We start from the raw sequence: 19,920 nt of genomic DNA, 5'->3' as shown, positions 1-19,920 counted from the left end.
TGTCACCCTAATTTCACAGTGTAACCCTTCCGCGCTGCGCGATGTGCCCTCAGCCTGGTGCCTAGAGATGGACTAGGCGCCAGGGCAATGACGGACATCAACTTACTAGAGCTCGCTTTTCCGGACCAAATCAGCCGCATCCGAGTCATGCGAAAGAACCATCGTGGATTCGAGGCACTTTGCGGTGACTTCGAGTTGCTCTCAACCGATTTGGAGAGGGCCCGGAAGGTCAATGAGCAGACGTCACCATGTCTGATTGATCCTGTCACCGAAAGCCTAGACGGGCTAGCCGAGGAAATCGCTGATCATCTCTCTCGATTCACCAATTCAGAGATTGTCCCGAAAGCCATTTCAGAAGTGGTTCTCATATTCACCCAGGCTCGAACAAAGGACTGAAAATATGCTGCAAGACAGACAGAGGAAGTCAATTAAGTCACTCAGCGCACTCGCCGTCGCAGCGACATTGTTCGCCACAAATGCGTTCGGTCAGGCTCCTCCGGTACAGGAGCCCTCATCCCAAGAAGATATTGAGGCTGCGCTGACTGGCGGCGTGCCAATGGGACGTTGGAAAGAGGGTCTGACCTTTGAGGGCATCTCTCCTCAACCGTGGTTGAAAAGTGCGGCAAACTGGTTCCCACGCACAGAAGATGTACAGCCCAACGAGATGAGAATTATCTTCATGGGATCTGCCCCGTTCATTCGCCCTGGGCAAATGAACACAGCGATTCTTGTTGAGCTGGGTAACGGTAAGATTTTCATGTTTGACATTGGTGAGGGCTCACCAGCGAACATCATTGCCAGTGGATATGCACTGAATGAAATTACCGATGTATTCATCACGCACCTGCACGTAGACCACTTTGGTGGTCTGCCGTACCTGTGGATGTTCGGAACCTGGGCAGGTGGATGGCACGAGCAGTTGACGGTCCACGGCCCATCCGGCCGCACCAAGGAGTACGGCACCGCAACGATGGTAGAAGGCATGAAAATGATGACCGGCTGGCACCGGGATGCGTTCAGCGTCTTTCCCGTTGGCAAAGGTTGGGACATCGAAGTCAACGAATTTGATTTCCGTGACAATGGCGGCGTGATCTATGATGAAGACGGGGTCAAAGTCACACACTGGCAAAGAAGCCATGCCAAGGACGGTGCGTCTGGATACCGGATGGATTGGAATGGCATGTGCTTCATCTGGACTGGTGACGGTCGACCCAACATGATCGATATTCCTTTTGCCAAAGGCTGTGATGTCTTCGTCACGGAACAGCAGCAGGAAATCATCGAAATCTCATCCGGAGTTCAAGGCGTGCCGCCATTCCTCGGGCGTTATACCGTCGATACCCATCACACGCCGAGCTATGCGGCCGGCTACATTGCCAACCTGGTGCAACCCAGGCTTTTGATGAACACTCACATGAGCTATGACCCCTATCAGATCGAGGAAACCGTGGCGGAAATCCGAGAGCACTGGAAAGGCCCCTATCACTTTGGAGCGCCTGACGGGATCGTTGTGAACGTCACCAAAGATCAGATATGGGTTCGAGAAGGCATCTTACCCGAGTTCCCAAACTCACGAGCACCGCAGTTTGACTTTAGCAATGGTCAGTTGATCGTGCCGAAGCCACCCCATCGGCGCGAAGACATTCAAGAACCCTACGTGCGCGATATGGAGATCGATCCTAAGCTGTACTATCCCGAGGGATATCACCCTGAGCTGCTGACCGAGTGGCCAGTTGATGACGATCTTGTTGTTCCTCTGGAAGCGCTTCCCGAAAACCTGAAGGAGAGTATGGGCGCGGCGTGGCGCCATCGTGAAGCCAACCGCAAAGTGTTGGAAGAGCAAGGTGACAACTAAGTCATCATGACAAACAGGGCGATCACTCGTAAGTTCGGGTGGTCGTTCGAGCTTTTCTGGAAACATCACGAAGGAATGAAGTCTTGTTAATCGTACTTGGCCTCTACTTTGGAATAGTCTGGCTGGTCTTTTCCAAGTTTCACCTTCTCCCCTGGAATGGATTCTGGAAAACTCTAGTTTACGGTGTAGCCGCTGTTATCGCTCTGGTGGTCATCGGTGCGCTGAACCACACAACTCCGACTGGCCCGGTATCCATTCAGGGTGTTTCAACGAATATTGCTCCGAACGTGGCGGGCACGGTTACAGAAGTCGTTGTGGAGCCAAACCAGGAAGTCGCAAAGGGCGAGACCCTATTCCGGATAGATAATGAGGTTTTCAAAGCCGAGGTTTCCCGGCTCGAAGCTGTTTTGGAAACTGCAAAGTCATCTGCCGATCAACTGCTATCAGATTTATCAGCTGCCGAGGCCGAGATTGAATCCCTGACTGCTCAGCTGACTTTCGGAATTCAGCGTCGCGATGACATCATCCGTTTGGAAGAACGCGGGGCATCAACCACGTTCCAACTGCAAGAGGCCGTCTCAACCATCGACCAGTTGACCGCGAATATCCGCGCAGCAGAAGCCCGGAAGACAAGCCTTGAGCGACGTATCGCCGCGAAGATCGACGGGCGTGACGCAGGTGTTGTGGAGGCCGAACAGACACTTGCGCAAGCTCTTTGGGATTTAGAGCAAACAGTTGTAAAAGCGCCGGGAAACGGCGTTGTCACGGCTGTATCACTACGACCAGGTAACCGCGCCACTCCGCTACAAGGGGCAATAACTTTTGTCAAACCTGGGGACTATGCAGTAATTGCTACTCTGCCCCAATCTAGTCGCGCTAATGTTTCGGTCGGTGACGAAATCCGGCTTGCATTTAGAACGGAACCCGGTGAAGAAATTACCGGCCGTATTTCCGATTTTCCGGTCGGAACTGTCGAAGGTACTGTTGATCTAAGATCAGGTCTTCCCTCATTGCGCGAACTAGCCGGGATATCCAGCTACATCGTATTGGTTGAACTACCTGCAGATGCAGACAGTAATTCCTTGCAATTTGGAACGTCAGGAACAGCTTTGGTCAAGACAGACAAAGCCGGAGCTATTGGTGTTTTGGCAGAGATCCTTTTCTGGATCACTAAAAAGCTCAATTATCTTTGAAAAACCAAGCCAAAGCATCTGTGTCATCAATGAAAACTGTCGAACTCAAATCCTTGGTGTTTCGGTGGCCCGGTCAACCTGACCCGGTTCTCTCAGTCGATAGCTTCGATCTTGAGGCCGGGGAAAGCGTGTTTATGAGAGGCCCCAGTGGCAGCGGAAAGACCACGTTGCTCTCGGCAATTGCTGGCGTGATCGATGTACCGCAAAGCGCGGTTCGCGTTGCAGGCACGGATGTCGGGGCTTTGGCCGGAGGTGATCGTGACCGTTTTCGCGTGGATCATTTGGGGATTGTTTTCCAGGTCTTTAATCTCTTGCCTTGGCTCAGCGCGCTTGAAAACACGTTGCTGCCCTGCCGGTTTTCAGCGCAACGGCGCAATCGGTCGGGGCCAGACCCCAAGGCTACCGCCACACGGTTGCTAAGTGAGCTGGGTCTTAAAGATACTGAGCTCATCAATCGACCTGCCAGCGCACTGAGTGTTGGGCAGCAACAACGCGTTGCGGCGGCGCGTGCTCTGATAGGGGCGCCTGAAGTAGTTTTGGCGGATGAACCCACCTCGGCTTTGGATGAGGAAGCGAAAGATACGTTTGTCCAGTTGTTGTTGAAGGAATGCAAAGCATCAGGGGCGAGTTTGTTATTTGTCAGCCATGATCGCAGCCTGGAAAAACACTTCGATCGGAGTGTTGACTTGCCGATGCTGAACGCGGGCAAAACGTGATGTTTAATCTTTGTTATAAAAGCCTTCTCAATCGCCGCTTTATCGCTGCGTTAACTGTTCTTAGCATTGCCTTGAGCGTGGCTTTGATTGTTGGGGTTGAACGACTGCGAACAGAGGCACGAGCGGGTTTTGCCAATTCTGCATCAGGGATCGATCTGATCATTGCGGCACGCGGAAACGATGTGCAGATCCTGATGGCAACGGTTTTTGGTGTCGGCACAACTGGCGCTGGTATCAGCTGGGACAGCTACGAGATGATCGAAGATCTGCCCCAGATAAGCTGGGCAGTGCCAATTATGATGGGTGACAACCATCGTGGATATCCCGTGATCGGAACGTCCGAGCAATATTTTGACCACTTTCGTCATAGTGGCGGCCGGCAACTGATATTTGCTGAAGGTGTTCCGTTTAAATCTCCAGATGGTGCAGTGATTGGAGCAGAAGTTGCTCAGGCTTTCGGGTACACGTCAGGCACTGAAATCGTGAATGCCCATGGCTCAGGGGAAGTCGCCTTTGATGTGCACGACGAAGCGCCATTCACAGTGACCGGCGTGCTGGGGCATACCGGGACGGCCGTCGACAGAATGGTTTTTGTCTCACTCGAGGGTTTTGACGCCTTGCACGAAGAACCTGCGTCAGAGGTTGCGGACCCATTCGTTTTGATCGAAGCACCAGAAGTCGCCAGAGAACACGAAGACCATGACCATGTGGAGTTAGACGAGCCTGACGAGCACGAAGAAGGGCATCAGGAACATGACGACCGTCATGCTCACGGAAGCGGCCATGAAGACGAGGGGCAAACTGTCACGACCTCTGACGGGCACGATCACGATGGCCATGATCATGAACCGGGGACCATCAACGCGATTTTTGCCGGGCTGGAGGAGAAAACGGCGGTGCTTTCAATTCAACGGCAACTGGCAGACCATCGCGACGAGGCACTGACCGCTGTTCTTCCTAATGTTGCGCTGTTGCAGCTTTGGTCGATTACCAGTACGGCCGAGACTGCGCTGCGTCTGATGGCAGGCGCTGTGGCAGTGGCTGGAATGATCGGCATGGTGGTCATGTTGTCTGCTTCGCTCGACAACCGGCGGCGTGAATTTGCGATCCTTCGATCCGTGGGCGCAACACCAGCCGGCGTCTTTTCCCTGATCTTGCTTGAAGCCGTTTTACTGTTGTTGGCCGGCATCGTGCTTGGAGTAATCGCGCTCAGCGCTCTCACGCTCGTGATAGATCCGCTTCTTGCCGCAAATTTTGGGCTTCGCATCGGTGTTGGCGTGCCGAGTTTTCGCGAGGTTCTTCTCATAGCCATCGTTTTCTGCTCTGGTCTTCTTGCCAGTATTATACCTGCGTTAAGGGTGTACCGTATGACGCTATCAGACGGACTGTCGGTGCGGCTTTGAATAAAAGGATCCGCTGAAATGAAGACCATTGCGCATTTTCTGAATATCTTATTCGCCCTTGCGATTGCGGGGCCTCTTCTAGCAGCGGATCCGCGCAACATAAGTTGGCAGGATCTCCTTCCTGAAGAGCGGCCTTACCACGATCCTTTTGCCACCCTAGAATATTCTCAGGTCAATGCGTTGGCCATGCTTTATCGGATTGAGATTCTGCATGCGGGCACTGCGGATGACGAGAAGCGCGCCGAAGCGTTTCAGATCCGCGAAGACCTCGTATCTCAAGGTCTTGACCCAGATTGGTTGTTTGAACAACGCGAAATTGTGATGAACCAACGGTTGATTGCCGCGCGCGAACCGAACCTTGACCTTTTGGGGGAGAACGTGCGTCTTCCCGGCTATCTCCTTCCCCTGGATATTGTCGACCAGAAGGCGGTCGAATTCCTTCTGGTTCCGACAGTTGGAGCCTGCATTCACACACCACCACCTCCAGCCAATCAGATGGTTTATGTGCGATACGAACAAGGCTTCGAAATCGACGAGTTATATAAGCCTGTCTGGATAAGCGGGGAAATGCGGGCACTGAGCAGGTCCCAGTCACTCAATTACGTGGACGGCCAGGCAAATATCGAAACCTCATATGCGATGGATGCGCTGTCGGTAGAAATCTATGACTGATCAGTCAGACTAGAGGGGATGTGTCGCAAACATTTGGAACGGCCAAAGTCAGCGACTTACTGGGCACACCTATCCTGCGATCTCGGCGAATAGCTGGAAGCCAGACGTCGTATTGCTGGGGAATTGCCGGTTCCGGATCATGTTGGCGACCTCGATGCCGTCCAAGGCAGCTGATGCGGATCTGAATGATTTGAACCCACACATGTGCCGTACGCGACGCTTGATAAATCGATGATCCTGTTCGATCAGGTTATTCAGATACTTGGACCTGGCCGTTTGGATTTTTGCTGGGCAGCCAAACCGATTGAGGATTTTGTTCACCTCTCGAATGCCCGCCGCGTTGGCTCAACTTTTGTCGATGACGATCTTGCTTGGGATTCCATTTGAAGCCAGCGCTTTGCCAAAGAACCGTGCTGCTGCTGGACAGTTCCTACGCTCAGACAGCATGAAATCAAGGGTGTTTCCCGCTCTGTCGACCGCTCGATAGAGACACATCCACTTGCTGCGCACACGAATGTAGGTTTCGTCCATGCGCCATGAACTCTGAGTTGGACGCTTCATTGATTGCGCACGAGCAGCGACGATCGGCGAGTATTTCACAACCCACCTATTCAATGTGGCGTGGTCAACTCGCACATCTCGTTCAGCCATGATCTCTTCCAAGTCATGATAAGAAACCGTGTACCGCAGGTAGAAGTAAACGGCGTACAAAACCGCATCCTTGGGAAAATGACAGCCTTTCAAGAAAATCATGCTGAAACCTGTTGGAGAACGATACGCGGACAACCAACTTCGAAATCTACATGCTCGTCAATCCAGACCCAAAGTTTGCGACACATCCGCCACACGTTCAGTTTTATCAATGTACAGAACGAACGGTTCTGGGTCAAATTCCACTTTAAAACCCAGCAGGGGATCAAGAATCTGACTGATGAAGAAGCAGCACAGATCATCGCCGGCGACCGCGAAAGTCATCAGCGTGATCTCTACGATGCCATTGAAAAAGGGGATTTCCCGAAATGAACGCTTTACGTCCAAGTCATGCCAGAGAAGTATGCGGGTACGTATCACCTCAACCCATTTGATCTCACCAACCCGTCCTTTTAAGCCGCCTAAAGTCAGGGGTGTGTCTGTGTTGAACCATTCCGATACGTCTAGTTCTGGTGTTTGTATATTCTCGTCCTCTTTAGCAAGCAGCCGCCTTGGGATCGGCGGCTGCACGGTCGAAATTCAGTGAAGTTTGCCCGGCAGACTCAGGTCGCCAGATGCGACGTCGAAAACATCTGTGACGCAAAGCAAGGGCGCATGGATATTCGCGTTAACCCTCAAGGCGGATGTGACACCGTCATAAGCGACACCATCCAGTTCTACGTCGCTGGCGAAGCCTGCGTTCACCACAATTTCGGGTCCGTCGAATAGCGGTGTAAACCCAGGGCTGTCCAGAAAGATCGGGAACCCAGGCCATGTCGCAGGTAGCTTGGGTGTGGAACCTTCGGGGATGTCCCGTACGGCAAGCGCGTCGGGTCCGCACGCTTCGGTCGGGGTCAACACAACCCAGTGGCTGTGCCATTCGATGCCGTCATTGGCCGGATCTCCGTCGCCGTTTTCGTCAAAAAGCGGTGTGTCATCAAAATCTGGATGACTGGTTGCGGCCATTGCAAGGATGCCTGTGCCGCCTTCGAACCCAACGGCCGAAGGGTCCAAGGACGTAGGCCAGACATATGACCAGACGTCTGATCCACCGACCTCTCCGGTTGCCACCGGAACCGAGGCGCCAGCCGCTCCATTCGTTGTCATGTGAAAAGTGACGGTGTTTCCATTGCGATGCGCGTGCGCGGCCAGAATGTCAAAGTCCGCGATTTTACTGGCGTCTGCCGAAGATATGATGGCGCCATCTTGATGGATGGCATGGTCCCCATCAGCAAGAGCTGCGCTGCCGATGAACAGGGCCAGAGTGGAAGTGAGCATTGAGAGTTTCATGGGGGTCTCCTGTTAAAAGATAGCGAGTCGCTACTATAATGAGAATTACATTGCAACTATAATTTCGAGTCGCTACTAAAAGTGATATGAACACAGATCATCGCATACGCGCACTGATCAACCGTCTGGCCCGGATTTATGCTTCCGAAGGATGGGCGGGAGATTTGAACCCGACTCAGAGGATGGCGCTCGAGTACCTCGCTGAGGCGAACATGTACTCGCGCTCCCCATCGAATGTTGCAGAATACATCGGAACAACCCGTGGAACGATGTCACAGACGCTCAAAGCTTTGGCGCGCAAAGGCTATGTAGAAGAGCACCGCAAAGAACATGATCAGCGGTCGATTTCCTACGAACTCACCAAGGACGGGGGCGAGATCGTTCGTCAGACAAACCCAGTTGCTCAGGCAATTGGAGTTATGCCCTTAGAAAACCAAGCCATGCTTGAGCAGGGGCTGATGCAAAGCCTCAGTCTGGCTTTGGCCGCAAATGGAGGCCGATCGTTCGGCCAATGCAAATCCTGCGCCCATCATGATGTCACGACGGAAAACGGTTTTTGCAAATTGTTGAGTGTTTCATTGGAGCCCGGCGAAAAAGACAAGATCTGCATTGAGCACGAGGAAGCTAGATGAACCATCCTGAACTGTCGGCAAACATCGACGGCATTTTTCTTGGATCCATCAGAGATCGCTGGGAAGGTAAACCACCGTCTGCTATTCAGAAAGACCGGGTGGGCGGGCGGCAAGCCATTACCTTGCTTGGATTTTCCGGGGACGCTCAGGCGGACCTGACCGTGCATGGAGGCGAAGACAAAGCCATCCATCACTATGATTTTGATCACTATTCGGCTTGGCAAGCAGAGGACCTAATGGCACCCGGCACAATGCCAGCGGCGTTTGGTGAGAACATTTCTACGACAGGATTGACCGAGGAAAACCTCTGCATCGGCGACATCCTGTTACTCGGGACGGCGGTAGTTCAAATTAGCCAGGGGCGGCAACCGTGCTGGAAACTTGGGCTACACACGGGGCGCAAGGAAATGCCTTACCAGTTTCAGAAGACGGGCCGAACCGGATGGTACTAGCGTGTACTCGAACCTGGCGAAGTTGGCGCCGGTGATCGGATCACCTTGGCTGAAAGGCCAAATCCCAATTGGTCAGTATTAGCTGTTACACGCGCACGTCTGACTCGTCGTATTCTGCCGGAAGATGCCGAGGTTTTGTCTCAGATGGAAGAACTTGCTGAAGGTTGGCGACAAGCTTTTGGCAGAATGGCTGAGGGCAATGCCAAGGAGGATACATCGGAAAGGCTTGGAGGCTCCGGATAAGAACCCCAACGCGTTTGTCAGTCGCTGGGTGGAGTAGGCAAAAATTGAAACATCAACGCCAGCATCGATAAAATGCCATTAATCGCCTTGGCCGAGAAATGCTTGACGTTTGGGTCAAAATTGAATGACGTGATTCATTGATTTACTGAGGTTTTAGCTGTCGATGGAGTCAAATATCAGTGACGTTCCACAGTACTTGTAAGGCGACACATAGTTCTGCCACCAGCGACAGAACCTTGCCATTTTCGCCTCACTTCCCTCATCCAGCACCTAGACCGATTTCATTGATCCTGACTTCCTTTTGGGAAAATCAGGGCTGATTTGCAGATCAGACGCCGAAGGCGCCTGTTCCTGCTGATCTGCCACGTGGCGAACGCGGATAGGGGCGAGGCAATGCAATTCGACAATGGTAGTGCGGCCTGCAGGCGTAGCCGAGGACACGGTGTTGTCTAATAGGGTTGCACATCTCACTTATGACGTGGTTGTACAGGTGGCGTGTCACAAAGATCAGATCTTTCATGCGGCTCAAGACGCGAAAACGCTTGGGCGATCCTGGTTTGAAACCTACCTGAGTCGCCGTATCAACGTCGGGGTTTCCGGTGACTGGTTGGACCTCTGGAGCTAACGCATCTTCATCAGGCCGCTCTAACGTTAGGCATGACAATTGCCGTGGATCACAGTGTCGGTAGTTCGAAATTGGATTTCGAGCTGGAGCGTACCGCCATGTCGGCTGGGTTCGAGGTTCTGAGGAGTGGGCCGGAAGCCCTGAAATCTGAGTTGGAGCGCGCCAGACGCCGGTCTGGCTCTAAACGGTCTTATTTCACGACAGATATGGGCGAATTCTACACCTGGCTGAAAGACACTAAAGAGGACTCTGCAGCAGTGGATCTCAGGGCCTGCGTGCAGGATTTTGTACGGGAGAACTATCCGCTGGAGACCGGCGTGAAAGTTTTGGGTACGGAAATTTCAACACCCAAACTCATCACGCTTGAACGCGTGCGGGAGTTACATGGGGTCGGTGAGGTCCGGGTGCAAGGTATTCTCGTCCATCTTCGTGGTCAAAATGCGAGCGACCTGTCAAATATGAAAGATGTTAGCCATGAGGATCTGGCCGCCGTGCTCGATTTCTGGTCTGGATTGCAGAATATCAAATCCACCACGACCCAGCTGAATATCCATCCGGTCCAGGTGAAGGCGCTGATCCGGCAGAATGTTTTGGAAGCCCATCGTTTTGGAACGTCTCTGCGCTATTTGTCATCCTCCTCTGTGCAGACCTTGCTGACCCGGCTTGAAGGCCTGCGCGTCGCATCACCGGCGCGTCATAGGTTGCCACTCAAGGAATTCAGCCGAAAGAGCCGGGTTCCTCTGGCACGCGTTGTAAGCGATTGGGTGGCAGGTCGATTGACCGGCGTGTCGCGTGATCCAAAAGTCGACGGGTTGGCTGGTATGCTGATCGATCAAGCTGAAGCCTTAGAAAAGCAGGAGCGTGCATTTTCTGGCGACCTGCCGCTCTTGGATGCGGCGGCACGCTTGAAAATGAATGTGATATCGATCCGGCGTTTGTGGGATGGTGGCTTCCTTAATCAGATCTCGGTGCGAAACCCGGACACGCAGAATTACCGTTGCTACATCACTGAAGAGAGTATTCAGGCTTTCGCGGGATCCTACGTTACACTGGGCCAAAGGGCAGAGCAGTTTGAGATCGCAGCGATCCATCTGGGTCCCGCACTGGACTGAAAAGAAATCGAGACCATTTCCGGTGAAGCCGGATTTGTTCGCGCGTACCCGAAAGAGACACGAGGTGTGGTTCGTGAACTGGCGACCAGAGTAATGAGTTAATCTGATCCGATGGTCTCAACGGATATTTGAACCAGAGCACGCGGTGGAGTTGTCAGATGTTCCTCGGCGCATGCTCGCCAATAGTAGTTGGGGGGGGTGGGCACATGATAATACAGCCCTCATTGGCCATTGCGCCGCGGTTGCTCCCCTAGATCTCGTTGATAAAACCATGGTGTACCGTTTCAGATGGCCGATTTGACACTGCGAGAAACACGATGACCCGCCCAACTTTCTCTTCCAGCATTTCGCCTGAGATCGAGCAAGTCATCCAATCTAAACTCACCGCTTTAGAGGCGGATCATGATGTCCGGGTGCTGTTCGCCATTGAAAGCGGTAGCCGTGTATGGGGTTTCCCGTCTCCCGACAGCGACTATAATGTACGCTTCACCTACGCACTTCGGACAGACTGGTACCTGAGCATTGAGCCTGGTCGTGATGTCATTGAACTGCCCATTGAGGGCGATTGTGACATAAACGGATGGGATATTCGTGAAGCACTTGGTTTGTTGACCAAACCTAACCCCGTGCTGTTGGAATGGTTATCCAGTCCTATTAGGTACAGATGGAATGATGCGGTATGTGAACGGCTGATTGCCTTTGCAGCCAGGACGACCTACGGAGAATCCTGTCTGCACCACTATCGCCACTTGGCACAGAAGCAATGGGACAAGCATGTTAGTGAGAGCCAGGTGGTGATTTTCAAGGCGTATTTCTACATACTGAGACCCGCCTTGGCGATCTCGTGGATCAGGCAAATATCCGGCACGCCGCCGCCGATAAACCTTCATGATCTCGTGAAAGATCAGGATCTGTTACCCGACCTCATCGGGTATATTGAGGGGTTATTGACATTGAAAAGCAAACCAAGGAAATGGGCCTTGGGCTGCGCATAGCGATCATCGATGATTTTATACTAGATCAAATGGCATGGGCAGCCGTGGTGAAAAAGAACGAAGATCGCCTCGACCTCATCGCCGAGGGCGATAGTCTGCTGAGGTACTTTGTGAAAGAAAATGCCAAGGCCCAATATACCATTGTCGAAGGTACATGATAGCAGGTCGGGCACGCAACCAGCGATCGCTTCATATAACACCCATTCAGAGACGTTCGTGGTTCGCTATAATACCGCCAATCACTCAAGGGTTGCGAAACCAGCCGTTCGGGGTGCCGCATCGCGACAACCGCAATGCGGACGTAACAGACTTGTACACAAATGCGTTAATGTCTGCTTTGAGAATGTTCAACAGCTCCAGCAAACTTTGGAGCACTACTCAGTTTCAAGACTGACCGGGTCAGTAATCTTACACATTCCGTAACGTTTCAAGAATTAGTCGGACCTCAGGGTTTGACCTGAGTCTCTTTGGGTAAGCCAGCATATAGCTGTGTGTGAGCTCTAACGGTTCAAATTCCATTGTTGTGATCCTTCCTGCGGAAAGTTCATCGGCAGCCATCATGTTTGGCACCAACGCAACACCCAAGCCGTGCTTGGCAAAATTAAGAGCCGCACTGCTGGACTGAACCAGCGGACCTGAAGAGCGGTCGACTCTCCTGTGGCCCAGCAACGCGGTTTCCCAGTCCGGAGAAGATGCGAACCCTCGTCCCCAGTCGGTGTGAATGAAGGAATTATCCTCTACGGCTCCCAACTTGTTGCCATGACGCGCGGCAAAACCCGGGCTGGCGACGGCTATCAATCTATCCGCAAAAAGCTCTTCAACCTGGTATTCACCATAGAGATCGTGACCATAGAATATCCGCAAATCTACTTTGTTTAGCACCAGATCAATGGGGTCTTCGTCCACACGGATACTGAGCGGCACATGAGCGTCATCATCTGCGAGCGCAGCGATTTTCGGCGCGAGCCAGGTTTCAGCCACTGATTGAGGTGAGCTTAGTGTCAATCGTTTCTTCCGTTGCTGCTTGCGCAGCATCTTGGCTGACAACGCGCCCAATTCACTCATGGCATGGGCGAGTTGCGGATAGGCGGTTTGCCCGGCTTCGGTTAATGAAATTCGATTGCCTTGCCGGATGAACAACATCTCCTGCCAAAAGTCCTCAAGCAATTTAACCTGTTGACTGACCGCGGCCGAACTGACCCCCAGCTCACGCGCTGCGTTGGTGAACGATCCGGTGCGGGCTGCGGCTTCGAAAGCACGAAGGGCGTTGAGTGGAGCGCTTTTGTCCATGAGTCATCCGAAAGTTTTGCTTATGGATGATAATTAGAAACACTATTGATTGAAAGGGCACTACACATTTAACCTCTGCGCATCACCATGGAGGGGCTGACATGAAAGACCTGATCGATCTAGAGCGTTATCCCCTGGGCAAGCCTGATAACCTTGGCTGGAAGGATTTGGTCGAGAGCTGCAAGGCCAGCCTGGCCAAAGATGGTTTGTTTAATTTGCAGGGCTTTTTCCGACCCGAGGCGTTGGCGGGCGCGGTAGAAGAATTGAAGCCGGTTCTTGATCACGAGGCGTTCACTCACGCACGACGTCACAATATCTTCTTCAAGAAGGATATCGTTGGTCTGGAGTCCGATCATCCAGCGTTGACAGAATTTGAAACTTCGAACCGGACTATCTGCGCCGATCAGATGGGCCGTGCCGCAGTGATCCGTCTTTATGAATGGCGGCCCTTCGCTCAATTCCTAGCCGCTGTCATGGACAAGACCGAATTGTTCACGATGCAGGACCCGCTCGCCCGGGTGAATGTCATGGGCTACTCAGATGGTCAGGCACTTAACTGGCATTTCGACCGCTCAGAGTTTACGACGACGCTGATGTTGCAGGCCCCCGATGAGGGCGGTGACTTCGAATACGATCAGGATCTGCGCAGCGACATAAATCCAAACTTCGAAGGTGTGGCAGATCTGTTAGAAGGAAGACGCACACCAACGCTCATAACGCTGGAACCCGGTACTCTCAACATCTTCAAAGGCAAGAACACAGCTCATCGTGTTACACCTGTCAGAGGTGATCAGGACCGCATCATCGCTGTATTTTCCTACTACGAGCGCTCAGGCGTGCAATTCTCGGAGCAGGAGCGTATCGGGTTCTATGGACGTGCATCATGAATTCAAGTGCTGCATTAAAAGATGACCGCAAACTGACCTATCTGAATGTTGAGGGCGCAGACAAACCCCTAATAAGCCCCGTACCTGATATGGTTTTAAACCGCGCACGGAAATATCGGCTGCAACGTCTACGCGACCATCTGGACCAATCGGATTGCGCGGCACTTTTGCTTTATGATCCATGCAATATTCGCTACGCGTTTGATTGTTCAAACATGCAGGTCTGGACGCTACATAATCCCATGCGCTATGCCCTGATCCTTGCGGGTGGTCCGGCGATAATGTTCGAATTCAAGGGCTGCCTGCATCAAAGCGAGGGCTTACCCGGAATTGACGAAATTCGTATCGCCAAAACTTGGATTTTCATGGCCTCGGGTGACAAGGTGGGGACCACCATTCAAGACTGGGCCGATGAAATCACTGACTTGATCCGAGAATATGGTGGCGGCAACACGCGTATTGCCTGCGACACTCTGGCTGGAAGCGGTGTCCATGCGCTGGAAGCGCGCGGGCTGTCTTATATAGAGGGCACGCAAATCACCGAAATCGCCCGATCGATCAAATCAGCCGATGAAATCGAACTTATGCGCTGGACAATCCATGTGTGCGAGGCCGGTATGGCGCGCATTTACGACCACTCCCTCCCCGGCGTGACCGAGCGTGAGCTTTGGGCACACCTGCATTTTGAAAACGCCCGTTCAGGCGGAGACTGGCTGGAAACCAAGTTGCTGACGTGTGGACCCCGGACAAACCCGTGGTATCAGGAATGTTCAAACAGGGTCTGTCAGGCCGTTGAATTGATTTCGTTCGATACTGATATGATCGGGCCTTACGGCTATTGCGCCGACCTGTCCCGGTCCTGGACTTGCGGATATACAAAGATGACGGGTACACAGCGCCGCCTGTATGATACCGCATTGGATCAGATTTATGATAATCTTAGCCTTGTGCGGCCCGGCACGAGCTTCACCGAATTTAATGAGATGAGTTGGCGCATCCCCGATGCGCACGTGCCTTACCGTTATTCACTCGCGGTGCACGGTGTCGGCATGGCTGATGAATGGCCGGTGGTGCCCTTGCACGTAGATTGGGGCCCCGGCGCGATGTCAGGGCGGTTCGAGTCCGGCATGGTTGTCTGCGTCGAAAGCTTGATGGCGGAAGAAGGCTCCGAGAGCGTAAAGCTTGAAACCCAAGTTCTGGTGACTGACAAGGGATACGAGCGATTAGATTGCTTCCCGTTTGAATGAAGCCCTGCGATCTCGGGTAGGAGACAGTAGTCCTCAAATCCGAGGCGAAAGCCGAAATTCGCACGGATCGCAGCATTTTGTAACATGGGCTCTTTCGTTTAATTCGCCGCAGCCCGCATTAACATCAGTACCTGAACGCGTCATGGTGCATCGAAAGGTAGCGTGTGGCGACGACGGTGAAAGACAGGCCATTGCTTGTCGCAAGGACGCAAAGCTGACAAACCACCAACCGCAAACATACCGGCGCGATCCAGGAACTGGCGTTTGGTGATTTTGCCGTGCGCGAAAAAGTCTTACAGGTCCAGAAGTTTCTGGTCAAAGTACTTTTCCGTCATGCGAGTCATTGTAAGTCTCCTTATGAGTAGGCAGTCAAAAAGGTTGGTTATTGTCCGATCTATGAGTCTTGGTTTGGCTGTGTTTTTAGAAACTCTGTCCAGCGCTACGCAGCCTTGAGATGCTCCAAGGCAGCCTGAGTGCCGCCTCCGTTATGAGGCACACCGCTCTTGGTTAGCCCCATTTCTACACCAGAAAGGGTGGCCATCAACATTAGGTCGTTGAAATCGCCCAAATGACCAATGCGGAACACCTTGTCGGCTACCTTGGACAGACCATTTCCTAGTGAGATGTCATAGTGCTCAAGGGCCGTAGCACGAAACGCATCGGCGGAGTGACCCTCTGGGACCTTAACCGCAGTCAAGACGCCCGATTCCTGACCTTGATGTGTGCACAAAACCTCAAGACCCCAGGCGCGCACGGCAGCCCGTGTCGCGGCTCCGTGTCGGGCATGACGGGCAAAAACGTTGTCTAACCCCTCCTCGTGCAACATGTCTATGGCCTCATTTAATCCATAGAGAAGATTGGTGCCGGGGGTGTAGGGAAAGAACCCCTTATGATTTGGCCCGACCATATCCTGCCAATCCCAGTAACTTCGCGGCGTGGTCACGGATTTTGAGTGTTTCAGCGCCCGATCGCTCACGGCGTTGAAGCTCAGACCAGGCGGTAACATCAGTCCTTTTTGCGAGCCGGAGACACACACATCGACCCCCCAGTCATCGAACCGAAAATCAATCGACGCAAGGCCGGAGATGGAGTCCACGATTAGAAGCGCAGGGTGTTTTGCTGCGTCTATGGCCCTGCGCACTTCCTCAATTGGTGAGACTGAGCCGGTGGACGTTTCGTTGTGAACGACGCACACGGCCTTGATGTCGTGCTGCTCATCCGCACGTAGACGGTCTTCAATCTGATTGGGGTCCGCGCCGCCGCGCCAATCCCCTTCGATCAGCTCTGGGTGCAATCCTAGTTTTCCAGCCAAGTTGCACCACATGAAGGCGAAATGCCCTGTTTCGAACATCAGAACTTTTTCGCCAGGCGAAACCGTGTTCACAAGTGCGGCTTCCCATGCGCCGGTGCCGGATGAAGGATAAATAAAGACGTTCTGTTTTGTCCTGAAAATCGTCTTCATGCCATTTAGGGCCTTATTCCCCACTTCAGCAAAATCCGGTCCTCGATGATCAATGGTCTGCGTGCTTATGGCTTGCAGGATGCGCTCTGGCACAGCACTCGGCCCTGGAATCTGCAAAAAATGTCTGCCTGCCTGACGCATTTGAACTCATCCTTACGCTGGTGCCAAAAGAGTGACGCTATTGCCTATTGCAAAAGTTAATTATGAATTCATTATTCAGTCAATGATGAAGTGAAGCGTCTAATTAGGCGTACAAGTAAGGGAAGGCGAACCTGATGGTAGAGAATGGATCGTTGTACCGCCGACTGTTGTCTGATGTACAGGGAGAGGTGATGTCAGATCCGGCATCGCTTGCTCGATACTCGACCGATGCCTCAATCTATCAGATGACACCGGACGCTGTGGTGATCCCTCGGTCCACAGAAGATGTCCAAGCTGTAATGTCCATTGCGCGAGACGAAGGAAGTTCGGTTCTGCCTCGCGGCGGCGGTACGTCGCAATGCGGGCAAACGGTCAATCAGAGTGTTGTGCTGGACAACACGAAACACTTGAATCGAATTCTAGACGTAGACGTTGAGAAACGTATTGTGCGCGTTCAGCCCGGTGTTGTTCTGGATCAATTGAACGTAGCTTTGAAGAAGCATGGCCTGTGGTTTCCCGTGGATCCGTCAACAGCGTCTCGTTGCACTCTTGGGGGGATGGCGGCAAACAATTCTTCAGGTGGAAAATCTCTGCGATACGGGATCATGCGAGACAACGTCCGTGCGATAAACGCAATCATGGTTGACGGCACGGAAGCGCGGTTCAGCGCTGATACGGCCGCATCAGGCGATTTTGCGGATCTTGTTGGTGACATGCGCGCTCTTGGGCGTCGCGAGGCTGCTGAAATTGACGCTCGTTTTCCCAAAGTCCAACGCCGTGTGGGCGGGTACAATATCGACGCCCTCATCGGTAACGACATCAACATGTCCCATTTGTTGGTGGGGTCAGAAGGCACATTGGCCTATTTCACAGAGCTGGAATTAAGTCTGGCACAGCTGCCGGCCGCGAAAGTTACCGGTGTGTGCCATTTCCCGACATTCCGTGCTGCAATGGAGGCCACTCAGCACATCGTGACACTCAATCCCCAGGCGGTAGAGTTGGTCGACGACACCATGATTGCGTTGGGGCGTGAAATCCCATTGTTTCGCGAAACGATTAATGCATTTGTTGAGGGCAATCCTGAAGCCCTACTGCTGGTGGAATTCGCCGAGGGTAGCGTCGAGGCAAATGCCGCAAAACTGGTCGAGCTTTCGCAACTGATGGGAGATCTCGGGTTTGCTTTCAGCGGTGCGGAAAACCGGTGGGGCGGCGTTGTCTCTGTTACGGACAACTCTTTGCAGAATTCTATCGCCGAGTACCGAAAATCCGGGTTGAATGTCATGATGTCGATGAAAGAGGCGGGAAAACCAATCTCTTTTGTCGAAGATTGCGCTGTCCCGCTGCCCGACCTCGCCGAATACACCGCTGGCCTGACCGAAATCTTTGCAAAACATGGCACAAAGGGAACATGGTACGCGCATGCCTCGGTGGGGTGTTTACACGTGCGACCTGTGCTGAACATGCGGCAGGACAAAGACGTCCGGACAATGAGGGCGATCGCCGAAGAAACATTTGAACTGGTCAAAAAATATAAAGGATCTCATTCAGGTGAACATGGTGACGGGATCGTACGATCAGAATTTCATGAGAAGATGTTCGGTCAGCGTATCGTTTCTGCGTTTGAGCAGGTTAAAAACCGGTTTGATCCCAACGGGGTGATGAACCCCGGCAAGATCGTGAACGCGCCTGCGATGGATGACCGGCGATTGTTCCGCTATGGTCAGGGCTATTCGGTTCCTGAATTCGAAACGACGCTGGATTGGTCCGCTTGGCCAGGTTCCGGAGGAGGGTTTCAGGGCGCCGTCGAGATGTGCAACAACAATGGTGCATGCCGCAAGCTCAAGGGTGGGGTTATGTGCCCATCTTTCCGAGCGACCCGAAACGAGCGTGATGTTACGCGTGGACGGGCAAATACGCTGCGGTTTGCCATCAGCGGGCAGATGCCGGGCGGTTTGTCGTCTGATGCCATGTTGGACACAATGAAGTACTGTGTGTCCTGCAAAGCTTGCGCTCGGGAATGTCCGACCGGCGTCGACATGGCGCGAATGAAAATCGAAGTATTGTCAGCAAAACGTAAAAAAGATGGGCTGACGTTGGCAGACAAATTTATAGCTCACCTGCCCCGATATGCGCCAAAAGTCGCGAAAATCGCGTGGCTTGTGAATTTACGAAACAAAATTGGACCCTCGCGTAAGCTATTGGAGGGACCGACTGGTATTTCAGCGCGACGTGATCTGCCAGTGTGGTCTTCTGCTCCGTTCCGTGATGCCGAGGCTCAGGACAATGATCCGCAGGTGTTGCTGTTTGCCGATGTGTTCAACCGGTATTTCGAACCGGAAAATTTACGCGCCGCTGTCCGGGTTTTGCGGGCAAACGGACTTCGGGTGGCCGTGGCGCGAGACGATCAATCCGACAGGGCATTGGATTGCGGACGTACTCTTTTAGCTATGGGCTGCGTAGACGAAGCGCGTCACGAGGCACAACGCGTGATTGACGCGACGCGAGAGGCGGTTGCAAAAGGTGTTCCAGTAGTCGGGCTCGAACCTTCCTCTATCCTCACGTTCCGGGATGAGTTTTTGGCGCTTTGCCCGGGGCCGGAAACGGAGATGTTGTCGAATGCAACGCGTACCTTTGAGGAATTTCTGGCCGATCAGCCGGACTTGCCCCTGAAGCCGTTGGATCGCCCGATCTATGTGCATGGGCATTGCCACCAGAAAGCACACGATGCCGTCACACCGATGCTCAACCTTTTGAAGCGTATTCCGGAGGCACAGGTTCACATGATAGAAAGCGGTTGTTGCGGAATGGCCGGGGCTTTTGGGTATGCGCCTGAAACTATCGATGTTTCGATAAAGATGGCACAACTTGACTTGTTCCCGGCGTTGGAAGCAGCACCTATAGATGCAGTTATCGTGGCCGATGGGACATCTTGCCGCCATCAAATCGCCGAAGGTACGCAGCGGAAGCCCATGCACGTCGCGCGCCTGTTGGATATGGTTCTTGATGTTTAGGAAA

General features: G+C 52.9%; 17 protein-coding genes and 2 pseudogenes. 15 read left to right on the top strand and 4 right to left on the bottom strand.

Annotated features, from left to right (window positions below; genetic code table 11):
• Window positions 1-87 precede the first annotated feature (87 nt).
• The 6 genes from DK510_RS14620 to DK510_RS14595 all read left to right on the top strand — a co-directional run bounded on the left by DK510_RS14620 (window position 88) and on the right by DK510_RS14595 (window position 5,839).
• Entirely contained in the window at window positions 88-396 is a 309-nt protein-coding gene (locus DK510_RS14620; RefSeq protein ID WP_109312727.1) for a hypothetical protein, read from the top strand.
• Window positions 397-400: 4 nt separating this feature from the next.
• On the top strand, window positions 401-1,855 hold the full coding sequence (gene gntH, locus DK510_RS14615) for a guanitoxin biosynthesis MBL fold metallo-hydrolase GntH (protein WP_109312726.1): 1,455 nt from the start codon (window positions 401-403) through the stop codon (window positions 1,853-1,855).
• Between the two features lie 83 nt (window positions 1,856-1,938).
• Window positions 1,939-3,048 (top strand): HlyD family secretion protein, encoded by a 1,110-nt coding sequence (locus DK510_RS14610; RefSeq protein WP_160116533.1) that lies wholly within the window; start codon window positions 1,939-1,941, stop codon window positions 3,046-3,048.
• Between the two features lie 29 nt (window positions 3,049-3,077).
• A complete protein-coding gene (locus tag DK510_RS14605; protein ID WP_109312724.1) occupies window positions 3,078-3,764 on the top strand; it encodes an ABC transporter ATP-binding protein in 687 nt (228 codons plus the stop codon).
• On the top strand, window positions 3,764-5,167 hold the full coding sequence (locus DK510_RS14600) for an ABC transporter permease (RefSeq protein ID WP_109312723.1): 1,404 nt from the start codon (window positions 3,764-3,766) through the stop codon (window positions 5,165-5,167). Before DK510_RS14605 ends, DK510_RS14600 begins: the two co-directional genes overlap by 1 nt.
• 18 nt (window positions 5,168-5,185) lie before the next feature.
• On the top strand, window positions 5,186-5,839 hold the full coding sequence (locus DK510_RS14595) for a DUF3299 domain-containing protein (protein WP_109312722.1): 654 nt from the start codon (window positions 5,186-5,188) through the stop codon (window positions 5,837-5,839).
• Between the two features lie 69 nt (window positions 5,840-5,908).
• Here the strand turns inward: DK510_RS14595 and DK510_RS14590 are convergent.
• Window positions 5,909-6,592 (bottom strand): annotated as a pseudogene (locus DK510_RS14590) (IS6 family transposase).
• 69 nt (window positions 6,593-6,661) lie between these two features.
• Between DK510_RS14590 and DK510_RS14585 the strand changes: the two are divergent.
• Window positions 6,662-6,931: pseudogene (locus DK510_RS14585) on the top strand (catalase); the annotation flags it as partial.
• A 138-nt stretch (window positions 6,932-7,069) separates the two neighbouring features.
• On the opposite strand, the gene DK510_RS14575 reads toward DK510_RS14585, so the two are convergent.
• Window positions 7,070-7,819 (bottom strand): hypothetical protein, encoded by a 750-nt coding sequence (locus tag DK510_RS14575; RefSeq protein ID WP_109312721.1) that lies wholly within the window; start codon window positions 7,817-7,819, stop codon window positions 7,070-7,072.
• Window positions 7,820-7,905: 86 nt separating this feature from the next.
• Between DK510_RS14575 and DK510_RS14570 the strand changes: the two genes are divergently transcribed.
• From DK510_RS14570 to DK510_RS14545, 5 genes are all read left to right on the top strand, one after another.
• Window positions 7,906-8,451: a MarR family winged helix-turn-helix transcriptional regulator gene (locus tag DK510_RS14570; RefSeq protein ID WP_109312720.1), complete on the top strand. Its 546-nt coding sequence runs from the start codon at window positions 7,906-7,908 to the stop codon at window positions 8,449-8,451.
• Window positions 8,448-8,903 (top strand): MOSC domain-containing protein, encoded by a 456-nt coding sequence (locus DK510_RS14565; protein ID WP_234999091.1) that lies wholly within the window; start codon window positions 8,448-8,450, stop codon window positions 8,901-8,903. Before DK510_RS14570 ends, DK510_RS14565 begins: the two co-directional genes overlap by 4 nt.
• Before the next feature lie 900 nt (window positions 8,904-9,803).
• Entirely contained in the window at window positions 9,804-10,883 is a 1,080-nt protein-coding gene (locus DK510_RS14555) for a hypothetical protein (protein ID WP_109312718.1), read from the top strand.
• Between the two features lie 317 nt (window positions 10,884-11,200).
• Window positions 11,201-11,878, top strand: coding sequence for a nucleotidyltransferase domain-containing protein (locus DK510_RS14550; protein WP_109312717.1), 678 nt, complete (start codon window positions 11,201-11,203; stop codon window positions 11,876-11,878).
• Window positions 11,857-12,036, top strand: a complete 180-nt coding sequence (locus DK510_RS14545) for a hypothetical protein (protein ID WP_109312716.1) — start codon at window positions 11,857-11,859, stop codon at window positions 12,034-12,036. The genes DK510_RS14550 and DK510_RS14545 overlap by 22 nt, the downstream gene beginning before the upstream one ends.
• A gap of 250 nt (window positions 12,037-12,286) precedes the next feature.
• Here DK510_RS14545 and DK510_RS14540 read toward each other — a convergent pair whose 3' ends face one another.
• The gene (locus tag DK510_RS14540; RefSeq protein WP_109312715.1) at window positions 12,287-13,168 is read right to left on the bottom strand and encodes a LysR substrate-binding domain-containing protein; all 882 of its coding nucleotides are present in this window, start codon (window positions 13,166-13,168) and stop codon (window positions 12,287-12,289) included.
• A gap of 101 nt (window positions 13,169-13,269) precedes the next feature.
• Here DK510_RS14540 and DK510_RS14535 point away from each other — a divergent pair, with 101 nt between their 5' ends.
• Together DK510_RS14535 and DK510_RS14530 are read left to right on the top strand one after the other, a co-directional pair.
• On the top strand, window positions 13,270-14,055 hold the full coding sequence (locus DK510_RS14535) for a 2OG-Fe(II) oxygenase (RefSeq protein ID WP_109312714.1): 786 nt from the start codon (window positions 13,270-13,272) through the stop codon (window positions 14,053-14,055).
• A complete protein-coding gene (locus tag DK510_RS14530) occupies window positions 14,052-15,302 on the top strand; it encodes a Xaa-Pro peptidase family protein (RefSeq protein WP_109312713.1) in 1,251 nt (416 codons plus the stop codon). The genes DK510_RS14535 and DK510_RS14530 overlap by 4 nt, the downstream gene beginning before the upstream one ends.
• Window positions 15,303-15,741: 439 nt before the next feature.
• Here the strand turns inward: DK510_RS14530 and DK510_RS14520 are convergent, their stop codons facing one another.
• On the bottom strand, window positions 15,742-16,905 hold the full coding sequence (locus DK510_RS14520; protein ID WP_109312712.1) for an alanine--glyoxylate aminotransferase family protein: 1,164 nt from the start codon (window positions 16,903-16,905) through the stop codon (window positions 15,742-15,744).
• Between the two features lie 134 nt (window positions 16,906-17,039).
• On the opposite strand from DK510_RS14520, the gene DK510_RS14515 reads away from it, so the two are divergent.
• A complete protein-coding gene (locus DK510_RS14515) occupies window positions 17,040-19,916 on the top strand; it encodes an FAD-binding and (Fe-S)-binding domain-containing protein (protein ID WP_109312711.1) in 2,877 nt (958 codons plus the stop codon).
• Window positions 19,917-19,920: the final 4 nt, after the last annotated feature.

This window comes from Ruegeria sp. AU67, assembly GCF_900312795.1.
Taxonomy (GTDB): domain Bacteria; phylum Pseudomonadota; class Alphaproteobacteria; order Rhodobacterales; family Rhodobacteraceae; genus Ruegeria; species Ruegeria atlantica.
The sequence above is the reverse complement of the archived record's forward strand: the minus strand, read 5'-3'. Positions and strand labels throughout refer to the sequence as shown.